Source organism: Pseudomonas cuatrocienegasensis (assembly GCF_900110925.1).
Classification (GTDB): Bacteria; Pseudomonadota; Gammaproteobacteria; order Pseudomonadales; family Pseudomonadaceae; genus Aquipseudomonas; species Aquipseudomonas cuatrocienegasensis.
The window spans coordinates 323,571-340,668 of sequence record NZ_FOFP01000001.1; the positions used below are offsets into that span (position 1 = coordinate 323,571).

Annotated in this window: 11 protein-coding genes and 2 pseudogenes; 5 read left to right on the forward strand and 8 right to left on the reverse strand. The window is 60.4% G+C overall.

The features are described from left to right. Nucleotides 1-140 precede the first annotated feature (140 nt). From BMW49_RS01580 to BMW49_RS25430, 3 genes and pseudogenes are all read left to right on the forward strand, one after another. Nucleotides 141-1,601, forward strand: a complete 1,461-nt coding sequence (locus BMW49_RS01580; protein WP_069516850.1) for a sodium-dependent transporter — start codon at nucleotides 141-143, stop codon at nucleotides 1,599-1,601. Between the two features lie 625 nt (nucleotides 1,602-2,226). Beyond that, nucleotides 2,227-3,150, forward strand: a pseudogene (locus tag BMW49_RS25425) (HAMP domain-containing protein); the annotation flags it as partial. Then, nucleotides 3,145-4,008, forward strand: coding sequence for a methyl-accepting chemotaxis protein (locus tag BMW49_RS25430; protein WP_425272732.1), 864 nt, complete (start codon nucleotides 3,145-3,147; stop codon nucleotides 4,006-4,008). The pseudogene BMW49_RS25425 and the gene BMW49_RS25430, both read left to right, overlap by 6 nt. 230 nt (nucleotides 4,009-4,238) lie before the next feature. Here BMW49_RS25430 and BMW49_RS25760 read toward each other — a convergent pair whose 3' ends face one another. From BMW49_RS25760 to ccoG, 6 genes and pseudogenes are all read right to left on the reverse strand, one after another. Continuing rightward, a complete protein-coding gene (locus tag BMW49_RS25760; protein ID WP_069516848.1) occupies nucleotides 4,239-5,846 on the reverse strand; it encodes a methyl-accepting chemotaxis protein in 1,608 nt (535 codons plus the stop codon). A 77-nt stretch (nucleotides 5,847-5,923) separates the two neighbouring features. Continuing rightward, nucleotides 5,924-6,988: a metal-dependent hydrolase gene (locus BMW49_RS01595; protein ID WP_069516847.1), complete on the reverse strand. Its 1,065-nt coding sequence runs from the start codon at nucleotides 6,986-6,988 to the stop codon at nucleotides 5,924-5,926. A 205-nt stretch (nucleotides 6,989-7,193) separates the two neighbouring features. Continuing rightward, nucleotides 7,194-8,075, reverse strand: coding sequence for a methyl-accepting chemotaxis protein (locus BMW49_RS25445; RefSeq protein WP_425272734.1), 882 nt, complete (start codon nucleotides 8,073-8,075; stop codon nucleotides 7,194-7,196). Between the two features lie 243 nt (nucleotides 8,076-8,318). Beyond that, nucleotides 8,319-8,831 (reverse strand): annotated as a pseudogene (locus BMW49_RS25450) (MCP four helix bundle domain-containing protein); the annotation flags it as partial. A gap of 363 nt (nucleotides 8,832-9,194) precedes the next feature. Next, the gene (gene mapR, locus BMW49_RS01605; RefSeq protein WP_069516845.1) at nucleotides 9,195-10,604 is read right to left on the reverse strand and encodes a GntR family transcriptional regulator MpaR; all 1,410 of its coding nucleotides are present in this window, start codon (nucleotides 10,602-10,604) and stop codon (nucleotides 9,195-9,197) included. A gap of 62 nt (nucleotides 10,605-10,666) precedes the next feature. Then, the gene (ccoG, locus tag BMW49_RS01610; protein ID WP_069516844.1) at nucleotides 10,667-12,082 is read right to left on the reverse strand and encodes a cytochrome c oxidase accessory protein CcoG; all 1,416 of its coding nucleotides are present in this window, start codon (nucleotides 12,080-12,082) and stop codon (nucleotides 10,667-10,669) included. A 369-nt stretch (nucleotides 12,083-12,451) separates the two neighbouring features. On the opposite strand from ccoG, the gene BMW49_RS01615 reads away from it, so the two are divergent. Continuing rightward, nucleotides 12,452-13,621: a GGDEF domain-containing protein gene (locus tag BMW49_RS01615; RefSeq protein ID WP_069516843.1), complete on the forward strand. Its 1,170-nt coding sequence runs from the start codon at nucleotides 12,452-12,454 to the stop codon at nucleotides 13,619-13,621. 345 nt (nucleotides 13,622-13,966) lie between these two features. Here BMW49_RS01615 and BMW49_RS01620 read toward each other — a convergent pair whose 3' ends face one another. Beyond that, nucleotides 13,967-14,734, reverse strand: coding sequence for a type 1 glutamine amidotransferase domain-containing protein (locus tag BMW49_RS01620; protein WP_069516842.1), 768 nt, complete (start codon nucleotides 14,732-14,734; stop codon nucleotides 13,967-13,969). A gap of 187 nt (nucleotides 14,735-14,921) precedes the next feature. Here BMW49_RS01620 and BMW49_RS01625 point away from each other — a divergent pair, with 187 nt between their 5' ends. Beyond that, the gene (locus BMW49_RS01625) at nucleotides 14,922-15,824 is read left to right on the forward strand and encodes a LysR family transcriptional regulator (RefSeq protein ID WP_069516841.1); all 903 of its coding nucleotides are present in this window, start codon (nucleotides 14,922-14,924) and stop codon (nucleotides 15,822-15,824) included. A 453-nt stretch (nucleotides 15,825-16,277) separates the two neighbouring features. Here BMW49_RS01625 and BMW49_RS01630 read toward each other — a convergent pair whose 3' ends face one another. After that, nucleotides 16,278-16,934, reverse strand: coding sequence for a DsbA family oxidoreductase (locus BMW49_RS01630; RefSeq protein WP_069516840.1), 657 nt, complete (start codon nucleotides 16,932-16,934; stop codon nucleotides 16,278-16,280). Between the last annotated feature and the right edge of the window lie 164 nt (nucleotides 16,935-17,098).

A 17,098-nucleotide genomic window follows, 5' to 3' on the forward strand; every position in this document is an offset into this window, starting at 1 on the left:
CCCGTAGTCCTGGCAAACGGGCTGCGCAGGAGGTGCCGCCCGACGCCCAGTGAACCTGGCTTCATAAAAGCCGTGCACTCCGCAGCGCCATAAGCGCCGCGGGTTCGATCCCGTCACAGATAAAAACAAGCAGGTGACGCATGCCCCGTGAAACTCCCAAGAACCTCTGGCGCTCGCGCTGGGGTTTTCTCCTCGCTGCAACCGGCTCGGCCGTCGGCCTCGGCAATATCTGGAAATTCCCTTACATCACCGGTGAATACGGCGGCGGCGCCTTCGTGCTGATGTACCTGGCCTGCATCCTGGCGATTGGCATCCCGGTGATGATGACCGAGATCGCCATCGGCCGGCGTGGTCGGGGCAGCCCCATCGACGCCATTGGCCGAGTGGTGCGCGAGAACGGCGGTAACCCGCTGTGGAGGGCTGTTGGCGGCATGGCCATGCTGGCCGGTTTTATGATCCTGTGCTTTTACGTGGTCGTGGCGGGCTGGGCCTTTGCCTACACCTGGAAGATGCTCGACGGTTCCCTGGCTGCCAGCAGCGTCGAGGCATTGGGCGGGGTGTTCGAGGCGCACAACGCCAACCCCTGGCAACTGGGCGGCTGGAGTGTGCTGGTGGCGCTGCTGACCCTGTGCATCGTCGGCAAGGGTGTGCAGGCCGGCGTGGAGCGCTCCCTGCGTTGGATGATGCCCGGCTTGGCCGTCATGCTGCTGGCTCTGGTCGGCTACGCCTTTACCAGCGGCAGCTTCAAGGCCGGCTTCGACTTCCTGTTCCATTTCGACGCCTCGAAAATCACTGGCGAGGCGCTGCTGGCTGCACTTGGCCATGCCTTCTTCACCCTGAGCCTGGCCTCCGGCGCCATTCTTACTTACGGCTCCTATATCCCTGATGATCAGTCGATCACCCGGACCACCTTTATGGTGGTGCTCTGCGACACCTGCGTGGCGCTGCTGGCCGGGCTGGCGATCTTTCCGATCATCTTCGCCAACGGCATGAGCCCCAGTGCCGGGCCGGGGCTGATCTTCATGAGCCTGCCCCTGGCGTTCCAGCAAATGCCGTTCGGCACTGTCTTCGGTGTGCTGTTTTTCGCCATGGTCTCGGTGGCAGCGCTGTCGTCGGCCATCTCCATGGTTGAGGCGAGCGTCGCTTACCTCAACGAGAAGCACGGTATCAGCCGGCTGAAAGCCGCCGCCGCATCGGGTGTGGTGTTGCTGCTGATCAGCCTGCTGGCGATGCTCTCGTTCAACCTGCTGGCCGGCTGGACGCCTCTGGGCAAGAACGTCTTCGACTGGCTGGATTTCCTCACCTCGCGCTGGATGATGCCGCTGGGTGGGATCTTCATGGTGCTGCTGGCCGGCTACGCGCTGCGCAGTGAGATCATGCGTGACGAGTTGGGCTTGCCGCCGCTGGGTTACGCGCTGTGGTTGTTCATGGTGCGCTATGTCAGCCCGGTGCTGATCCTCATGGTGTTTCTGCACGCCCTCGGCTGGCTGGGGTTTGACCCGGTACAGCGCTGGTACTGGATCGCCGGGGCAATTGGCGCTCTGGCTGTGTTAGGCGAGGTACTGCGGCCGCGCATTGTGCAGGTGCTGGCCGAGCGCTAAAACGCACCCTAGCTGTAGGAGCGAATTTATTCGCGATTGTGTCGCGAACGTCGCGAATAAAGGCTGGGCGCGCCCTTAGCTCCTACAGTAGGGTGCGCTGCGCGCACCAAGAATCTGCAACATCTGTGAGTCCAGAAGCTTCGCGCCGGGGCGACGCTCCCACGGGATTTGCGTTGCGGCTGCAACAGCCAACTGGAGAAGAGCCTTTTGTTTGACCAGACTGGCAGAACGCCGTCATACCTGTACTAAACTCTGTCTGGCGGGCGCCTCACGGGGTTGAACTCGTGAGTGTCTAGCTCATGAATTGCCGATCCCTGCCGACACAGCGGTGTAGGCTTGGTACGGGCGTTGCCCTGTAACCGAACCACCTTCAAGACGCACGGGTAAAAATGCCCAAGCTGCGGCCTGTGCGGCGCGTTTTGAGGTTGTTGAACAAGAATGACTGGAGCTGTTTATGTCGTCTGCTACCCGCCTGTTCACCGATCTTGCCGTGGGCAAGAAACTCCTGCTGGGTTTCGGCCTGGTGCTGTTGCTGACCGTCATGGTGACCGGCACCGGGTTCTTCTCGGTCAGCTCGGTACTTGAGCGGCATCAGCAGGTCAGCCAGTTCTCCGAGGTGGACGCGATGATCCTGGAGGCCCGGCGCATGGAGCGTGACTTTGCGATCAGCGGCGATCCCGCCCGGGCCGAGCAAGTGCGCAAGGCCCTGAGCGATGTTCGCGCACTGCTGAACCAGCGCGCCGAAGGCGCTGCGAGTGAACAGCGTGCGCGCCTGCAGACCATGGAACAGGCGACTGCGGACTATCTGCAGCAGTTTGAAGCCTTCGTTGCCCAGCGCGACAAAGCGCGCGCCGCCCGGCAGCAAATGGACGAGGCTGCTACCGAGGCCCGCGAGCAGTTCGATATCGTCGAACTGGACATGTATGACGCCGTTCGCGAGTTGCGCCTGCAAGGCGACAAATTGCGTGGCAGTGACCCGCTGACCCTGGCCGAAACCGCATCAGGCCTGAGCAAGCGCATGCTCGACCTGCGCAGCAACGAGAGCCAGTACATCATCGACGGCTCCGCCGAAGCGCTGGAGAACTGGTCGCTGATCAGTGAGGAGCAGACTTCCATCGCCCGCAACCTGACCATCTGGTTGGATGAGAGCCAGAAGGAGGCTATTGAAACCTCATTGGTCGCCCTCAAGCGTTACCAGGATGCTTTTGCCAACTACCAGCAGGTGCGCCAGCAGAACAGCGAAATCGAAACCGCAATGATCGACAAGGCGCGTGCCGTGCTGGCCTTGACCGACGAGGCGAAGGTTCAGCAGGAAGCGGTGATGAGTGCCGAGAGCCGCCAGGTGCTGCTGTTGCTTGGCCTGATGGGCGGTGCGGCGGTGCTGATCGGCATCTGTTCGGCGCTGCTGATTTCCCGCTCCATCGTCAGCCCGCTGCGTCTGGCGGTAAGTTTTGCCCAGCGCATTGCCGGCGGTGACCTGAGCCAGGACCTGGCGGTGCAACGCGCCGACGAGGTTGGCCAACTGATGGCTGCCATGCAGGCGATGACTGTCAGCCTGCGCAGCCTGGTCGGGCGCATTGGTGGCAGCGTCACGCAGATTGCCGCCGCTGCCGAGCAACTGTCGGCGATTACCGCGCAAACCAGCGCGGGTGTGCAGACGCAAAAGCAGGAAACCGAACAGACCGCCACCGCGATGCACGAGATGGCCGCCACCGTGCAGGAGGTGGCGCAGAATGCCGAGCAGGCGTCTTTGGCCGCGCGTGATGCCGACAGCGAAGCACAGCAGGGCAACAGCGTGGTGCAGCAGGCCGTTGGCCAGATTGGCCAGTTGGCGGGCGAGGTTGAACAGTCGGCCGAGTCCATCGAAGCACTGAACCAGGAAAGTGGGCGCATCGGTAGTGTGCTGGAAGTGATCCGCAACGTCGCCGAGCAGACCAACCTGCTGGCACTCAACGCGGCAATCGAGGCAGCGCGTGCCGGTGAGCAAGGCCGTGGTTTCGCCGTGGTGGCGGACGAGGTGCGGGCACTGGCCAAGCGTGCCCAGGACTCCACCGAAGAGATCGAGCAACTGATTGCCAGCCTGCAGCGTATGGCCAAGGCTGCGGTGGAAAAGATGCAGAGCAGCCGTAGCATGACCCAGCGCACCGTCAGCCTGGCGGCCGAGGCGGGCGCCGCCCTGGGCCGCATCACCCTGGCAGTCAGCACCATCGAACAGATGAATCAGCAGATCGCCGCCGCTGCCGAAGAGCAGAGCGCGGTGGCAGAGACCATCAGCGAGAGCGTGACGCGGGTACGTGACATTGGCGAGCAAAGCGCCAGTGCCAGTGAGCAAACTGCTGCCTCCAGCGCCGAACTGGCGCGCCTGGGTGTCGAGCTGCAGAACCTGGTGCGGCAATTCCGCACCTGATGGGCTTGGCCTTGTTGCCGTTTCGGCGCGTCCGCGAACGAAACGGCAACAGACCCTAGGCAAAGTACGGCCCTGCAGGAGCGAAGGGGGCGCCTAGCCTTTATTCGCGATAATCGCAACACCATCGCCCTCACCATGCACATCCATATGAATAGGGCGAATTCCGTAAGCCAGGCCAGCTTTTGCGCGGCAACCCGTAGTGCGACAAAGCGTCAACATACCCCAACGGATCAGGTCTGGAACTGCAGCACCGCGCTCTGCATGCTGCGCGCCACGCGATCCAGGGTTTGCGCTGCGTCGGCTAGCTCGTTGACGGTGCGGCTATTCTGCTGCGACATCTGTGCGATATGTTCGACCTGCTGCGCCACTTCGCTACTGGCGCGGCTCTGCTCGCTGATGGTCTGCGATATCTCTTCCACCACCTCGGCCGCGCGCTGTGCGCCGCCGCGAATTTCATTGATTGATTCCCCAGCCTGACGCGCCAGGGTCACGCCATCGCTTACCCGAGTGACCCCGGTTTGCATGCTGTTGACCGCCTGTTCGGTGCTGGTGCGGATGCGTTCGATCATCCCGGTGATTTCCTGGGTCGACTGCGCGGTGCGCGCAGCCAGGTTGCGGACCTCGTCGGCCACCACGGCAAAACCACGGCCGGCCTCGCCAGCGCGCGCCGCCTCGATGGCGGCGTTGAGGGCGAGCAGATTGGTCTGTTCGGCGATGCTCTTGATCACCTGGATGATCGAGTGAATTTCCTCGGATGACTCGCCTAGCGCGGTGATGGTGGCGCTGGACTCGTTGACCGCTTCGGCAATCCGGCTCATGCCATCGACGACGCCCATGATCACCTGGCCACCATTGCTGGCCAGGTGTTCGGAGTGCGAGGAAATCTGCTGGGCATTGCGCGCGTGGCCGGCAATCTGTCCGATATTCCCTATCATCTGCTCCATGGCCGCAGCCATGCTGCTGGCGCTTTGCGACCCTTCCGTGGTGCTGCGCACGATGTTCTGCGAGGCGCCGCTGAGGCTCTGCGCGGTTTGCTGCAACTGTTCACCTTCCTGGCGAATGCTGTCGATCATCTTGCGCAGGTTGCCCTGCATGTCCGCCAGTGCCTGCTGCAGTTGCCCGGCCTCATCGTTGCTGTCGATGCTGATGGTGCTGCGCAGGTTGCCCTGGGCAATGTTACGCGCCACCCCGATAATCTTCTCCAGTGGCCGCAATACCGCTTTCATCAACTGGGTAGTGAGCAGGCAAAGCAAGCAGCAGACCAGCAGAATGCCGCCAATCAGTAACCAGGCGGCCTGTTCCACGGCGACCTCACCTTCGCTGCGGGTTTGCGCCGAGTGCGCCTCGATCAGGCCGCTGAGGGCTTCGTTCTTTTCTTCCAGATCACCGAAACTGGCATCGAAAGCGGCCATCTGCTGGCGTGCGGCCTGCGGGTCAGTCAGGGCCAGGTTGACGATGCCTTCGGCCTGCTGAATGTAACTGGCCAGGGCCGGTTGCGACTCGCTGATGGCTTCACGGATATCAGCACTGAGCGGCAGCTTGGCGTTGTCATTCAGGGTGCGGGTAAACCATTCGCTGTGCGCGCGCAGGTCATCGCGTACCTGGGTCACCGCTGCGCTGTCAGCGGGGTCGATATAGAAGGCGGCGAGTACATCGGCGCGCAGGGCGTCGTGCATCATGTCGCCTTCGAGGTGGTTGCGCAGGGCGCTGACACTCAACTGGTTTTCGTTAAGGGCACCAGCCAGGCGAGTCTGCCCCCAGAACCCGATGCTGCCCAGTAGAGCGGCTGCCAGTACGCTGATCGCGCCACAGGCGATCATCTTCTGTCGAATGTTCATGGCCATACTCCAACGGGTAAAGGTTGGAGTTGAGCCTAGACCATGCACAGCGCCTCTGTGGGCGCCGCTGGATCCTGTTACTGCACGCTGCCGCTGGCCAGCGGTGGTCGACTCAGCTCAGCGGCCCAACTGGCCAGCGGAATCGGCGTGTCCGGTTGCCAGATGCGTTGACCAAGCTGTTTCAGACGCGCCATGTCGCCGCGCTCCACAGGCCAGCGCTCGACCGGTGTCTGTAGCTGCCAGGCGCCGTCTTGCCAGTGGGCGAAGTCGAAGCGGAAGGGGTGAAAGCCGGTCATGCCCAGGCGGATATCGGTGACGATCAGGCGATCGTCGATGCGGTCGTAGCGCAACATGTCGTCGGTGAACCACTGCAGCCGTGCATGCATCGGCGAGTCGGCCAGCGCTGCGGCCAGGGCTGTGCCGCGGGGCATGCTGGCGAGCTGCGGGGGCGCGTCATCGAACCAGCCGACCAGGGCCTCGTGATACTGCTCGCCATCCACAACGATCACCCGCCAGAGCAGGCTGTTGAACGGTGTCGGTGTGCTGAACAATGCCTCGGCCTGTATTCCTTGCTCGGCCAGTTGGGTCTGCACCCGCTGTTCGGCCATGCTCTTGCCGACCAGGGTGGTGCCCAGGTACAGGGTCGACAGCGCCAGGGCGATCACGGGCGCGCGCGGCGTTTTGCCGTGCAGGCCGAACAGTAACCCTGCAACCACGGCGACAATCAGCGGCACGCTGTACACCGGGTCGATGATGAAAATGCTCGACCAGGCCGTGGGTATGGGCATAAATGGCCAGAACAACTGGGTGCCATAACTGGTGAAAGCGTCGAGCAAGGGATGGGTAATCAGCACCAGCCACAAGGTCAGAAACAGGCGTTGTGATGAATAACCGGGGTTGTGCCGCAAGCGTCGGGTCAGCCAGGTCAGCAGCAGTGCCAGGCCGCTGAGGACGAACAGCGAATGGCTGAAGCCTCGGTGGTAGGTCATGTCGGCAACGGCGTCGCCATAATCGATGACCACATCCAGGTCCGGCAGGGTGGCGAGCATGGCGCCATACAGCAGGGCCTTGCGGCCTTGCCAGCGGCCGAGCAGGGCACCTTGAATAGTGGCGCCGAGGACGGCCTGGGTAATCGAGTCCATATAACGTGAATCTCGCAAAGTCGGGCCGCTACGTTAGCCGAGCTGACAGGTGAATACCGAGAGAAAAGTTCAAGCAAAGGTTTCGGCTAGCAGGCCCCTACGGCAGACGAGGTAGGAGCGAATTTATTCGCGATAAAGGCTGGACGCTCCCTCCGTTTCTACCCATGCCTAATTCGAGGAGACTGCAACCCCGCCCGGCAGGCTGTTACAGCTTGAAGAAACTGACCTTATCGGTCAGGCGATTGGCCAGGGTGGCCAGTTCGCGGCTGGAGGAGGCTACCTGTGCAGAGCCAGCTGAGGTTTCCAGGGTGGCGCTGTGGATGCGGTTGATGTTCTGGTTAACCTCTTCGGCCACCGCGCTCTGTTCTTCCGAGGCGCTGGCGATTTGTGCGTTCATGTCCTTGATCGCGGTGACTTCGCTGCGGATCTTGTTCAACGCAGTTTCAGCCTGACCGGTTTGCTCGACTGTCTGTTGAGCCAGGTGGCGGCTGTTGCGCATCACCTCGGCGGCTTTACCAGCGCCGTCCTGCAGCTTGCCGATCATGCCGCGAATCTCCCGAGTAGAATCCTGGGTACGGGTAGCCAGGGAACGTACCTCGTCGGCCACAACGGCAAAGCCACGGCCGTGTTCGCCGGCCCGTGCGGCCTCGATCGCCGCATTCAGGGCGAGCAGGTTGGTCTGCTCGGCGATGGAGGTAATGACTTCGATGATTTTCTCGATGCTCTCGCTGTCGGTGGACACCTGCTGCACGCTTTCGGCGGCGCTCTCCAGGGTGCGCGCCAGGTTCTGAATGGCGCTGGCGGTGGCGCTGACCACCTGGTTGCCGGTGGCCACTTCGCTGTCGGCATTGCGCGTGGCCGAAGCAGCGCTGGCGGCGTAGTTGGCCACTTCATTAACGGTTGCCGCCATCTGGTTAATCGCGGTGGCCATTTGCTCGGCCTCGCTGGACTGGAGACGGATCTGCTGGTTGTTGCTGTCGGAGGTGGTCAACAACTGGTCTGAAGCCAGTGTCAGTTCACTGGCAGCACTACGCACCTGCGCGATGGTCTCGGCGAGGTGCTTGACCATGTTTTGCAGATCGCCCATGACACTGTTCGGGTATTGGGTCTGGATACTCTGGTTAAGCTCCCCCTTGGCCAAGCGCTGGATGACGTCGGCCACTCGATACGGTTCGGCACCGAGGGTGGATTTCAGCTTGTTGATGATGACCAGAGAGACGCCAATGCTCAGCAGCACTGCGGCTGCGCTGACCAGCAGGATCAGCAGACGGAAGCCACCTGCGGCTTCGCGCACCTCGCCAATATCCTTGCCAATGGTTTGTTCCTGGTGATCGATATAGGCATTGATGCGCTTGAGCCATTCGGCATAGGCCGGCGACGCTTGATCCATCAGCAGGGTTTTAGCCGCGGCTGTATCACCTCGGCTACGCAGGCCGATCAGCTGTTCGGTCAAGGCCAATGTACTGCGCTCTATCGTCTGGATATCACTCAGCAGGCGTTGCTCGGTGTCCGTGGCTGGTTGTTCACGCAGCAGGCTGTTCATGTCCTGGGCCGACGCTTGGTAGAAATCCTTGAGCCGCTGAATTTCTGCCAACTGGCGATTCAACGCGGCGTCGTTGTCCACCAGCACGGCATCGCGGATGGCGATTGCACGGTCATGCACGCTGCCACGGAAGTTGATGGCATAGCGCTGTTTGAGTGAGGCCCCTTCACTGACGGCGGTGAGCGTCTCATCGATAAAGCTCACGCGCAGTACACCGATGAGGGCAATCAGGATCATCAGCGACAGGATCAGCCCAAATCCAAGGCCCAGGCGTTGTGCGATGCTTAATTGTGCTTGCATGAAATCCGCTCCTCTGCCCTTGGGGGGCTGCGACTGCTTGCTGCGTGTGCAGGGGAGGCTCAGCAGGTGGTGAGTGCCCTCTTGTGCAAATCTTATACAGGTAATTTTTTTTGTACAATTTATTTAGGGTTTTTACCGGAGTAACCGATAGCCGGTAATGGGTGACATGTAAGTCCATGAAATGGCTGTAATGCCCGAAAATTCTGGGCTAAATGCGCTGCTCAGCAAGCGGGTGGTCGGTGCAGGAAAGCTGTGCATGATCTTTATATTTATACGAGAGTTGTACAGGTTTAGCGCAAGAGTCTGGAAAGGGTTATGCAGCGCCGAGGCCGCAGGCCGCGAAAAACGACCTGCGTTGACGGATCAGAACGACGCGAGAATCCGCCCCAGCACCGCCATCGCCTGTTCACTCTCGACGCCCCAGGGGTGGCCGTAGTTAAGCCGGGCGCAATTACCAAAGCGCCGGGTGGCGGAGAAGATCGGCCCCGGTGCCAGGCTGATGCCCTGGGCCAGGGCGAGCTGAAACAGGCGCAGCGCATCGACCTGTTCGGGGAACTCGAACCAGAGAAAGTAGCCGCCACTGGGCCGCGTCACTTTGGTGCTCGTGGGAAAGTGCCGCGCCGCCGAGGCCAGCATTGACGCCTGCTGCGCCTCCAGGGCATGGCGCAGCTTGCGCAGGTGGCGGTCGTAACCGCCGTGTTGCAGGTAGTCGGCCAGGGCGGCCTGGGCCGGTACGGAGGGCGAAATGGTGGTCATCAGCTTGAGCCGGCTGATCTGCTCGGCATAGCGCCCGCCGGCCACCCAGCCAACCCGATAACCCGGCGCCAGGCATTTGGAAAACGAGCCGCAATGCATCACCAGGCCCTCGCGGTCGAAGCTCTTGACCGGTTTGGGCGGCTGGCTGCCGAAATACAGCTCGGCGTAGACGTCATCCTCGATCAGTGGCACCTGATGGCGCTGCAGCAACTGATACAGCGCCTCTTTCTTGCTGTCGCTCATGCTTGCGCCGAGCGGGTTCTGCAGGCTGCTCATAAACCAGCAGGCCTTGATCGGCAGGTCGGTCAGGCGCTCGCTGAGCACGTCCAGGTCGATGCCTTCACGCGGGTTGACCGGTATCTCCACGGCCTTGAGCTTCAAGCGCTCCAGCACCTGCAACGTGGCGTAGAAGGCCGGCGCCTCGATGGCCACCAGGTCACCAGGCTGGGTCACCGTTTGCAGGCAGAGGTTGAGCGCTTCCATGGCGCCGCTGGTGATCACCAGTTCCTCCAGCGGCAGCATCACCCCGCTGACCATATAACGCAGAGCAATCTGCCGGCGCAGGTTGGGGTTGCCCTCGGTCATATCGGCGATCACCGCTTGCGCCGGCATATCGCGCACGCTCTGCGCCATGGAGCGGGCCAGACGCGGCAGGGGAAACAGCTGGGGGCTGGGGAAGGCTGAGCCGAACGGCACGGTGCCGGGGTCTTTCAGCGAAGCGAGCACCGAGAACACCAGCTCGCTGACATCCACCTCGGTGGTTTGCGTCGGCTGCTGGCTGGTTTCCGGTTCGGCCAGGGAGTGCCGCGCCAGCTCGCGAACGAAGTAGCCGGAGCGCGCGCGCGCCTGGATCAGGCCGCGATCTTCCAGCAGGTAGTACGCCTGAAACACCGTGGACGGGCTGACCCCATGAGTACGGCTGGCGTGACGCACCGACGGCACCTTCTCGCCGGGAGCGAGCACACCAGAGCGAATCAGCTCGGCAATCTGGTCGGCGAATTTCTCGTAGCGTTTCATCGTATCCGTGACTGCGGCCAGGGGGAGGCCACAGTCTACTGGGAGTTGCCGAGCCATGTCTGTCAGCGCCAGCGCGGCGAGAGAAAGGTGCTCTGGGTCTGCGCCTGCTCGCTGGCATCGACCAGGTTATGGATCGCGAAGCGCACGGGCAGGGCGCTGGCTTCGAGCGTGTCGCTCTCCTGCACCACCGTCACCGGTACATCGAGAATCTCCCCGGGGTTCAGCTGCAACTGCTGCGGCGCGTCCAGGCGCAAGCCGGGGCTGTCGACCAGGGCCAGGCCATAGCGCTGTGGCTGTTGGGTCTTGTTGATCACCTTGAGCAGATAGGTATTTTCGATCTGCCCCAGCTGGTTCTCGCGGAACATGCTGCGGTCCTTGGCCGAGTCGATGGACAGCATCGAACGCTCATTCAAGGCCCAGGCAAAGGCGCCGAACATCAGCACCAGCGCGATGCCATAGCCGACCAGTCGGGGGCGTAGCCAGTGAGTCTTGCCGCCCTGCAGTTGCCGCTCCGAGTGGTAGCCGACCAGGCCTCTGGCGTAGCCCATCTTGTCCATGATCGAGTCGCAGGCATCGATGCACGCGCCGCAACTGATGCAGTCGATCTGCAAACCATCACGGATGTCGATACCGGTCGGGCAGACCTGCACGCACATAGTGCAGTCGATGCAATCGCCGAGGCCTTCGGCCTTGTGGTCGCTGTCCTTCTTGCGCGGGCCACGGCTTTCGCCACGCTTGGCGTCGTAGGCCACCAGCAGGGTGTCATCGTCGAACATCGCACTCTGAAAGCGCGAGTAGGGGCACATATGCACGCAGACCTTCTCGCGCAGCCAGCCGGCGTTGAGGTAGGTGGCGGCCATAAAGAACAACACCCAGACCAGGGTGCCGGCCTCCAACTGCAGGTGCAGCAGGTCGCTGGCCAACTCGCGGATCGGCGTGAAGTAGCCAATAAAGGTCACCGCTGTAAGCAGGCTGACGCCCAGCCAGATTCCGTGCTTGGCACTGCGTCGCAGCAGCTTGTTCAGCGACCAGGGCGCGGCATCCAGCTTGATCCGCTGGTTGCGCTCACCCTCGGTGACCTTCTCGGCCCACATAAACACCCAGGTCCACACGCTCTGTGGGCAGGTGTAGCCGCACCACACCCGCCCGGCCACCACGGTGATGGTGAACAAGCCAAACGCCGCGATGATCAGCAGCGCCGAGAGCAGAATGAAATCCTGCGGCCAGAAGGTCGCGCCAAAGATGTAGTAACGGTGCTCGGACAAATTCCATAACACCGCCTGGCGACCACCCCAGTCCAGCCAGGCGGTGCCGAAGAAGATCAGAAACAGCAAGCCTGCGCCATACAGGCGCAGGTTACGAAAACGGCCGCTAAAACTGCGGGTATGAATCGGCCCGCCGGCTTGTGACGGGGTCAGGCGGATAGGCTGGCGCGGATCGATGGTCTCGATGATCTGCGCGGGAATTCGTTCGCTCATTACGGGCCTCGTCGGGCTTTATCAGGCGAGGTGAATGATGCGGGCAGGGCTGATCTGGTAACAGACTCAGGTTTTCCAATAAAAAGCGGATCAGATGGATGGGTAAAGGCAGAGAAGACAATCCACTGTCAGGATTTTCGTCACAGAACAGGCGCTGGTTTAGGCGTGTGCACCGACTGAGTGGCGACGTGACTGATAGAGCGAGTAGGCTCAAGGCGCCAAGTCATTGTGGCTATGGCGAGCCCTCGCGGTGGTGTTAAATAGCCATACTGAATACGACTGCAGCACGGGGGCTTCCAGCAAACGGGTAGCTTTGCCATTCCCCCAATGCACGGCTGCTATTGCAATGTCTCTATTTGCGCGAATCTTATGATCACCACTGTCATCATCAGCATGCTCTGCGTGCACCTCCTGTGTTTCTGCTTGATGTTCTGGCTGATCAGCGCCCGGCTGAATGGCAAGAAGATGGGCATGGAAGTCTTTGCTCTCGGCAACTTTTTGCTCGGGCTCGCGTATATCCTGCAATTGCTCGAGGGCCCTCCGGGTTGGGGTTTTATGAGTGTTGCCAGCCACACACTGACGTTCTGTGCTCCTGTTGCTTATGTCCTTGGCGCCATGCGCTTTTTCGATCGCCCAACCCCGGTATTACGGCCGCTGCTCGCAGTGGCGGCTGTCTACACGATGTTGCAGCTATTGATGCAATCGCTGTTCGGGCAAGAGGCCCGCCATGCGTTATTGGCAGGTTTGTGTGCGATGCTCTTTCTGGCCATGACAGTGGCAGTGCTCTATGGCAGACGAAGCTTTGCCAAGGACCTGCATGTGGAAATGCTCGTATTTGCCGTACTGATCGGCGGCATTTGTCTTCTGAACGCCGCTAAGTTTCTACTCATTATCGATGGCGGTATGGCGGCCCTCGATATGAGCAGCGGCTTCCAGAAGGTCTTTTACATTTACATGTCGTTCCTGGCGACGGTACTACCGCCCTGCGCGGTGTGGTTGGTGCTGCGTCGCCTTACGGATGAGCTGCTTACCTTGGCCGCCCATGACCCGCTCACCAGGTTGCTGAACCGGCGCGGGCTGATGGATGCGCTGGAGGCGCACTTCCGCTCACGCGCTGCCGGGCCTGCGTACCTGCTGATGGTCGACATCGACCACTTCAAACGTATCAACGATACCCTTGGGCACAACGTCGGCGATCTTGTCTTGTGCCACGTTGCCGACGTCCTCAAGGCTACTGCCCGGCAAGGCGATCTGGTGTGCAGGCTGGGTGGTGAGGAATTTGTGATCATCGCTCTGGATACCGACCACGTTGGTGCCATGCAATTGGCAGAGCGTACACGGGCGGCGATCGAATACAGCGAAGTACCTAGCACCAGCGACAGCCAATTGATCCGCTGCACCGCAACCATCGGCGTCTCGGGTCAGTTCACCCGCGCGCAAGCGTTTGAGGCGTTTTTGCAGCAGGCAGATGCCGCGCTATACCAAGGTAAAACGGCAGGGCGCAATCGGGTTGAGTGGAGTTATGTGTCGGAGAGCTAGCCGGACTTTAGGCGCTATTGCCTTTTCGTCGTGAGCCGTGTTGCAGCAACACACTCACCAGTTGCTTCGCGAACCCCACAAGCGTTCGCGGCTTGGTCAAAGCGGGCCGGTCACAGATGGGATTGCTGTCCTTCTGCGCTCATGGCAAATGACTAAAGCAGGCGTGCGCGGCCAATTATCCGCTGGTCAATGAACCGTTCGATGATGTGGCTATCGACCTTGGCCAACTCGCGGATCAGATGGTGGCTGTGCTGGATTGAGGACTGTGTTTTTTTTGGGGCGGTAGGTTCAGAGTAGGGGCTGTTCCATCGATCAGCCCCTTTCCCTTGGGTGAGTTATCTGCCGTCACTCGGCCTTTTCTTTCAGTGCGGTGACGATAGCCTCTCCAAACGCTTTCGCGGATGCCGGGTTTTGACCGGTTATCAGGCGTCCATCGACCACTACACGGCTTTCAAAGAGTGGGGCGGATTCAAATAGTGCGCCGGCTTTCTTCAAAGCGCCTTCCAGCTCAAAGGGTATTATCTTGTCGTATTGCCGCGAGGCGTCCTCTTCAGCCGTGAACGCAGTAAGGCGGCGTCCACTGATCAGGTTATTGCCGTTGCTGAGCTTGACGTCGATAAGCCCCGCCGGACCGTGGCAAACGGCGCTGACAATGCCGTCGTTTTCATAAATGGTACGTACGGCGTTACTCAGTTCGCTGTTGTTGACGAAGTCCCACATCGGGCCGTGGCCACCCACGAGCAAGATCGCATCGTATTTCGACGGGTCGACAGCTGAGAGTTTGAGGGTGTTGCCCAGTTTGTTGCGATGCTCTGGGTTGGTCCAAAACTTCAGGCTGGCTGGGTCTTGCAAGTCAAAACCATCGAACGGCGCCAGGCCACCTTTAGGGCTCGCGAGGTCGTAGTCAATGCCGGCCTCGTCAAAGACTTCGACCGGATGAGTAAGCTCTGGAAACCAGAACCCGGCCACTAGATTCTCAGCTTTTTTATCCTGGCTCGACACCACAATCAAAACTCTGTGGTTGTTCTGATTGTCTTGGGCGAACGCTGTTGACGCACATGTGACAAGAGCAATGGCAGCAGTAATGCCAGCAAAGTACTTGGTAATAGACATCTTCCATTCCTTCAACTGTTTGAGGTTGCGTCACTTTATCGATGGCTAGAAGGAGGAAATAGCCGGCCAAACGCGAATGAGCTGTTTAATAAAACGCTCTAATCTGGCGGTATTGGATCGAATAAGTCGCGTAAGCTGTGCCCTTCAGGTGCTTAAGCGCTCGAAAGTTGCAACGTGAAGGTGCCCCATGATTCACCCCAATAGTTTTGATGGTTTGCCCGAGTTTCTGGCCGTGGCCAAGAGAATGAGCGTTCGCAAGGCCGCCCTTGATCTTGGTAAAACCCCCGGCTCCGTGAGCCTGGCCTTGCAGCGACTAGAGCAACGTCTTGGCGTACTGCTTTTGCATCGCACAACCCGCAAGATGTCTCTGACGGAAGCTGGGAAGGATCTGCTGCAGAAGATCGAACCGGCTGCACAAGCGATTGCCACTGGGCTTGATGCCGCTGCTCAGTCGGCGAAAGCGCCGTCGGGCACCTTGAGGCTGATTGTCGAGCGTTTGGCGCTATCGCATGTGATCGAGCCGCTGCTGCCGGCTTTTCGTCAGGCATGGCCAAAGCTGAATCTTGAGATCACAGTCAGTAACCGCCACGAACACTTCGCTTCCGAGGGATATGATGCCGGTATCCAGATCGGTTCATATATCGCCCAGGACATGATCGCGGTACGGCTCTGCAAACCCTTCCAATGGGCTGTTTTTGGCTCGCCGGACTATTTCAAAGCACACGGCATACCTCAATCCACCAGCGATCTGGTGCGCCATGAGTGCATTCGCTTTCGTCGACCAGAAAAGGGCGATGTCTATCGCTGGGAGTTCGTTGAGAAGGGCTCAACCGTGAGGGTCGACCCGCTGGGCTCGGTCACCGTCAATGATGGCGAACTCATGCGTAGCTTGGCGGTGCAGGGTGTTGGCCTGATCTACTCGTCGACCTTTCACACGTCACGTGAGTTGGCAGCCGGCACCTTGCAACCCGCATTGCTGGAGTGCTCACCGGGAAGTGATGGGCTGTTTCTGTATTTCTCCAAGGCCGCCAAAAACCAACCGAAGCTGCGTGCTTTTATTGAGACCTGCACACAGCTGCCGAAGCGCTGAGTGAATTTCTAGAATGGGCCTGTCCCTGGCACCGTGTGGGGGTGTTAGGTCGTCGACCTTATGATGGGATGCGCTGATTACCTATCGCAGCCTTTACCACGATGAACATGAAGACCAGGCCGTGTAATGAGTCTGCGGCGATGCCTTTCAGCAGGTCTACTAAGAAGGCTCAATGGTCCTGCACAAGAAACACGCGCGCGGCACCCCAGGCGCCCGTACGCAGGACGGGCGGTGCGGCCATTGAGTTTTTAATGATTGGATTATTGATGTGCCGCTTGGAATTCTGTGGGTATGGGAGGGGCCGGGCGGCGCTCCGCTTTAGCCGCGATGTTTGCAGCGCCTTTCAGAGCAATCGCGAATAAATTCGCTCCTACACATCAGCGGCGGATTATTCGCGATTTGAGGCCGGGCGACTCCTTCGCTTCTACGAGGGGGCGTATCGGTTTGCCGTACTCAGTCTTCGGCCGTCGCCAACTGTTGCAGAATTCGGCTGAAGTTCTCGACGCCCTGAGCACCACTGACCAGGTGGCGGTGGTTGAAGATGATCGCCGGCACGCTGCGAATGCCTCGGCTGACCCAGGTGTGCTCGGCCGCGCGTACCTCGTCGGCGAAGCGTTGATCGGCAAGCACGCCTAATGCTTCGCTGCGGTCCAGGCCGATCTCGGCGGCTACGTCTGCGAGTACCTGGTTGTCCGACAGGTTGCGGCGATGGGTGAAGTGCGCAACAAACAGTGCCTGTTTCAGGTCGTGCATGCGGCCTTGTTGGTCGGCCCAGTGCAGCAACTGGTGGACGTTGAAGGTGTTGTGCATGCGCATGTCGTCGGCGAAGTTGAATTCAAAACCAACGTCATTGCCGGCCTGCACCAGGTGCCGGCGGTTTTCCTCTGACTGCGCTTGGCTCGCGCCGTATTTCTCGGCGATATGCTCGCGCAGGTTCTGGCCTTCGGCGGGCATATCGGGGTTCAGCTCAAAGGGGTGCCAATGCACTTCGTAGTCCGTGCCGCTGGCTTGCAGGGCCTGCGCCAATTGCCGGTAAGCCACCACGCACCAGGGGCAGACCACGTCAGAGACGATGTCGATATGCAGTTTTTTGGCGTCGAGGGCGGCCATGGTGGGCTCCTTGTCAGGTGGTATTCAATGGGGCGAGTGGTGCCCGGCAACTTTGTCAGCGGCTCGATGCTAGGGAGTCAGCACGGTAGCCTGGATTGCAGCGGGTGGAAATGCCGGGTGATTATCAACACCTGACAGCACCATCTGCACCGTATTTTTCCGCC

What these genes read in the sequence shown, in the direction of transcription:
- BMW49_RS25760 (WP_069516848.1), bottom strand. Translation starts at nt 5,846, where the DNA reads ATGAACATTCGACAGAAGATGATCGCCTGTGGCGCGATCAGCGTACTG.
- BMW49_RS25430 (WP_425272732.1), top strand. Translation starts at nt 3,145, where the DNA reads ATGACTGTCAGCCTGCGCAGCCTGGTCGGGCGCATTGGTGGCAGCGTC.
- mapR (WP_069516845.1), bottom strand. Translation starts at nt 10,604, where the DNA reads ATGAAACGCTACGAGAAATTCGCCGACCAGATTGCCGAGCTGATTCGC.
- BMW49_RS01625 (WP_069516841.1), top strand. Translation starts at nt 14,922, where the DNA reads ATGATTCACCCCAATAGTTTTGATGGTTTGCCCGAGTTTCTGGCCGTG.
- BMW49_RS01620 (WP_069516842.1), bottom strand. Translation starts at nt 14,734, where the DNA reads ATGTCTATTACCAAGTACTTTGCTGGCATTACTGCTGCCATTGCTCTT.
- BMW49_RS01615 (WP_069516843.1), top strand. Translation starts at nt 12,452, where the DNA reads ATGATCACCACTGTCATCATCAGCATGCTCTGCGTGCACCTCCTGTGT.
- BMW49_RS01630 (WP_069516840.1), bottom strand. Translation starts at nt 16,934, where the DNA reads ATGGCCGCCCTCGACGCCAAAAAACTGCATATCGACATCGTCTCTGAC.
- BMW49_RS25445 (WP_425272734.1), bottom strand. Translation starts at nt 8,075, where the DNA reads ATGGGCGATCTGCAAAACATGGTCAAGCACCTCGCCGAGACCATCGCG.
- ccoG (WP_069516844.1), bottom strand. Translation starts at nt 12,082, where the DNA reads ATGAGCGAACGAATTCCCGCGCAGATCATCGAGACCATCGATCCGCGC.
- BMW49_RS01580 (WP_069516850.1), top strand. Translation starts at nt 141, where the DNA reads ATGCCCCGTGAAACTCCCAAGAACCTCTGGCGCTCGCGCTGGGGTTTT.
- BMW49_RS01595 (WP_069516847.1), bottom strand. Translation starts at nt 6,988, where the DNA reads ATGGACTCGATTACCCAGGCCGTCCTCGGCGCCACTATTCAAGGTGCC.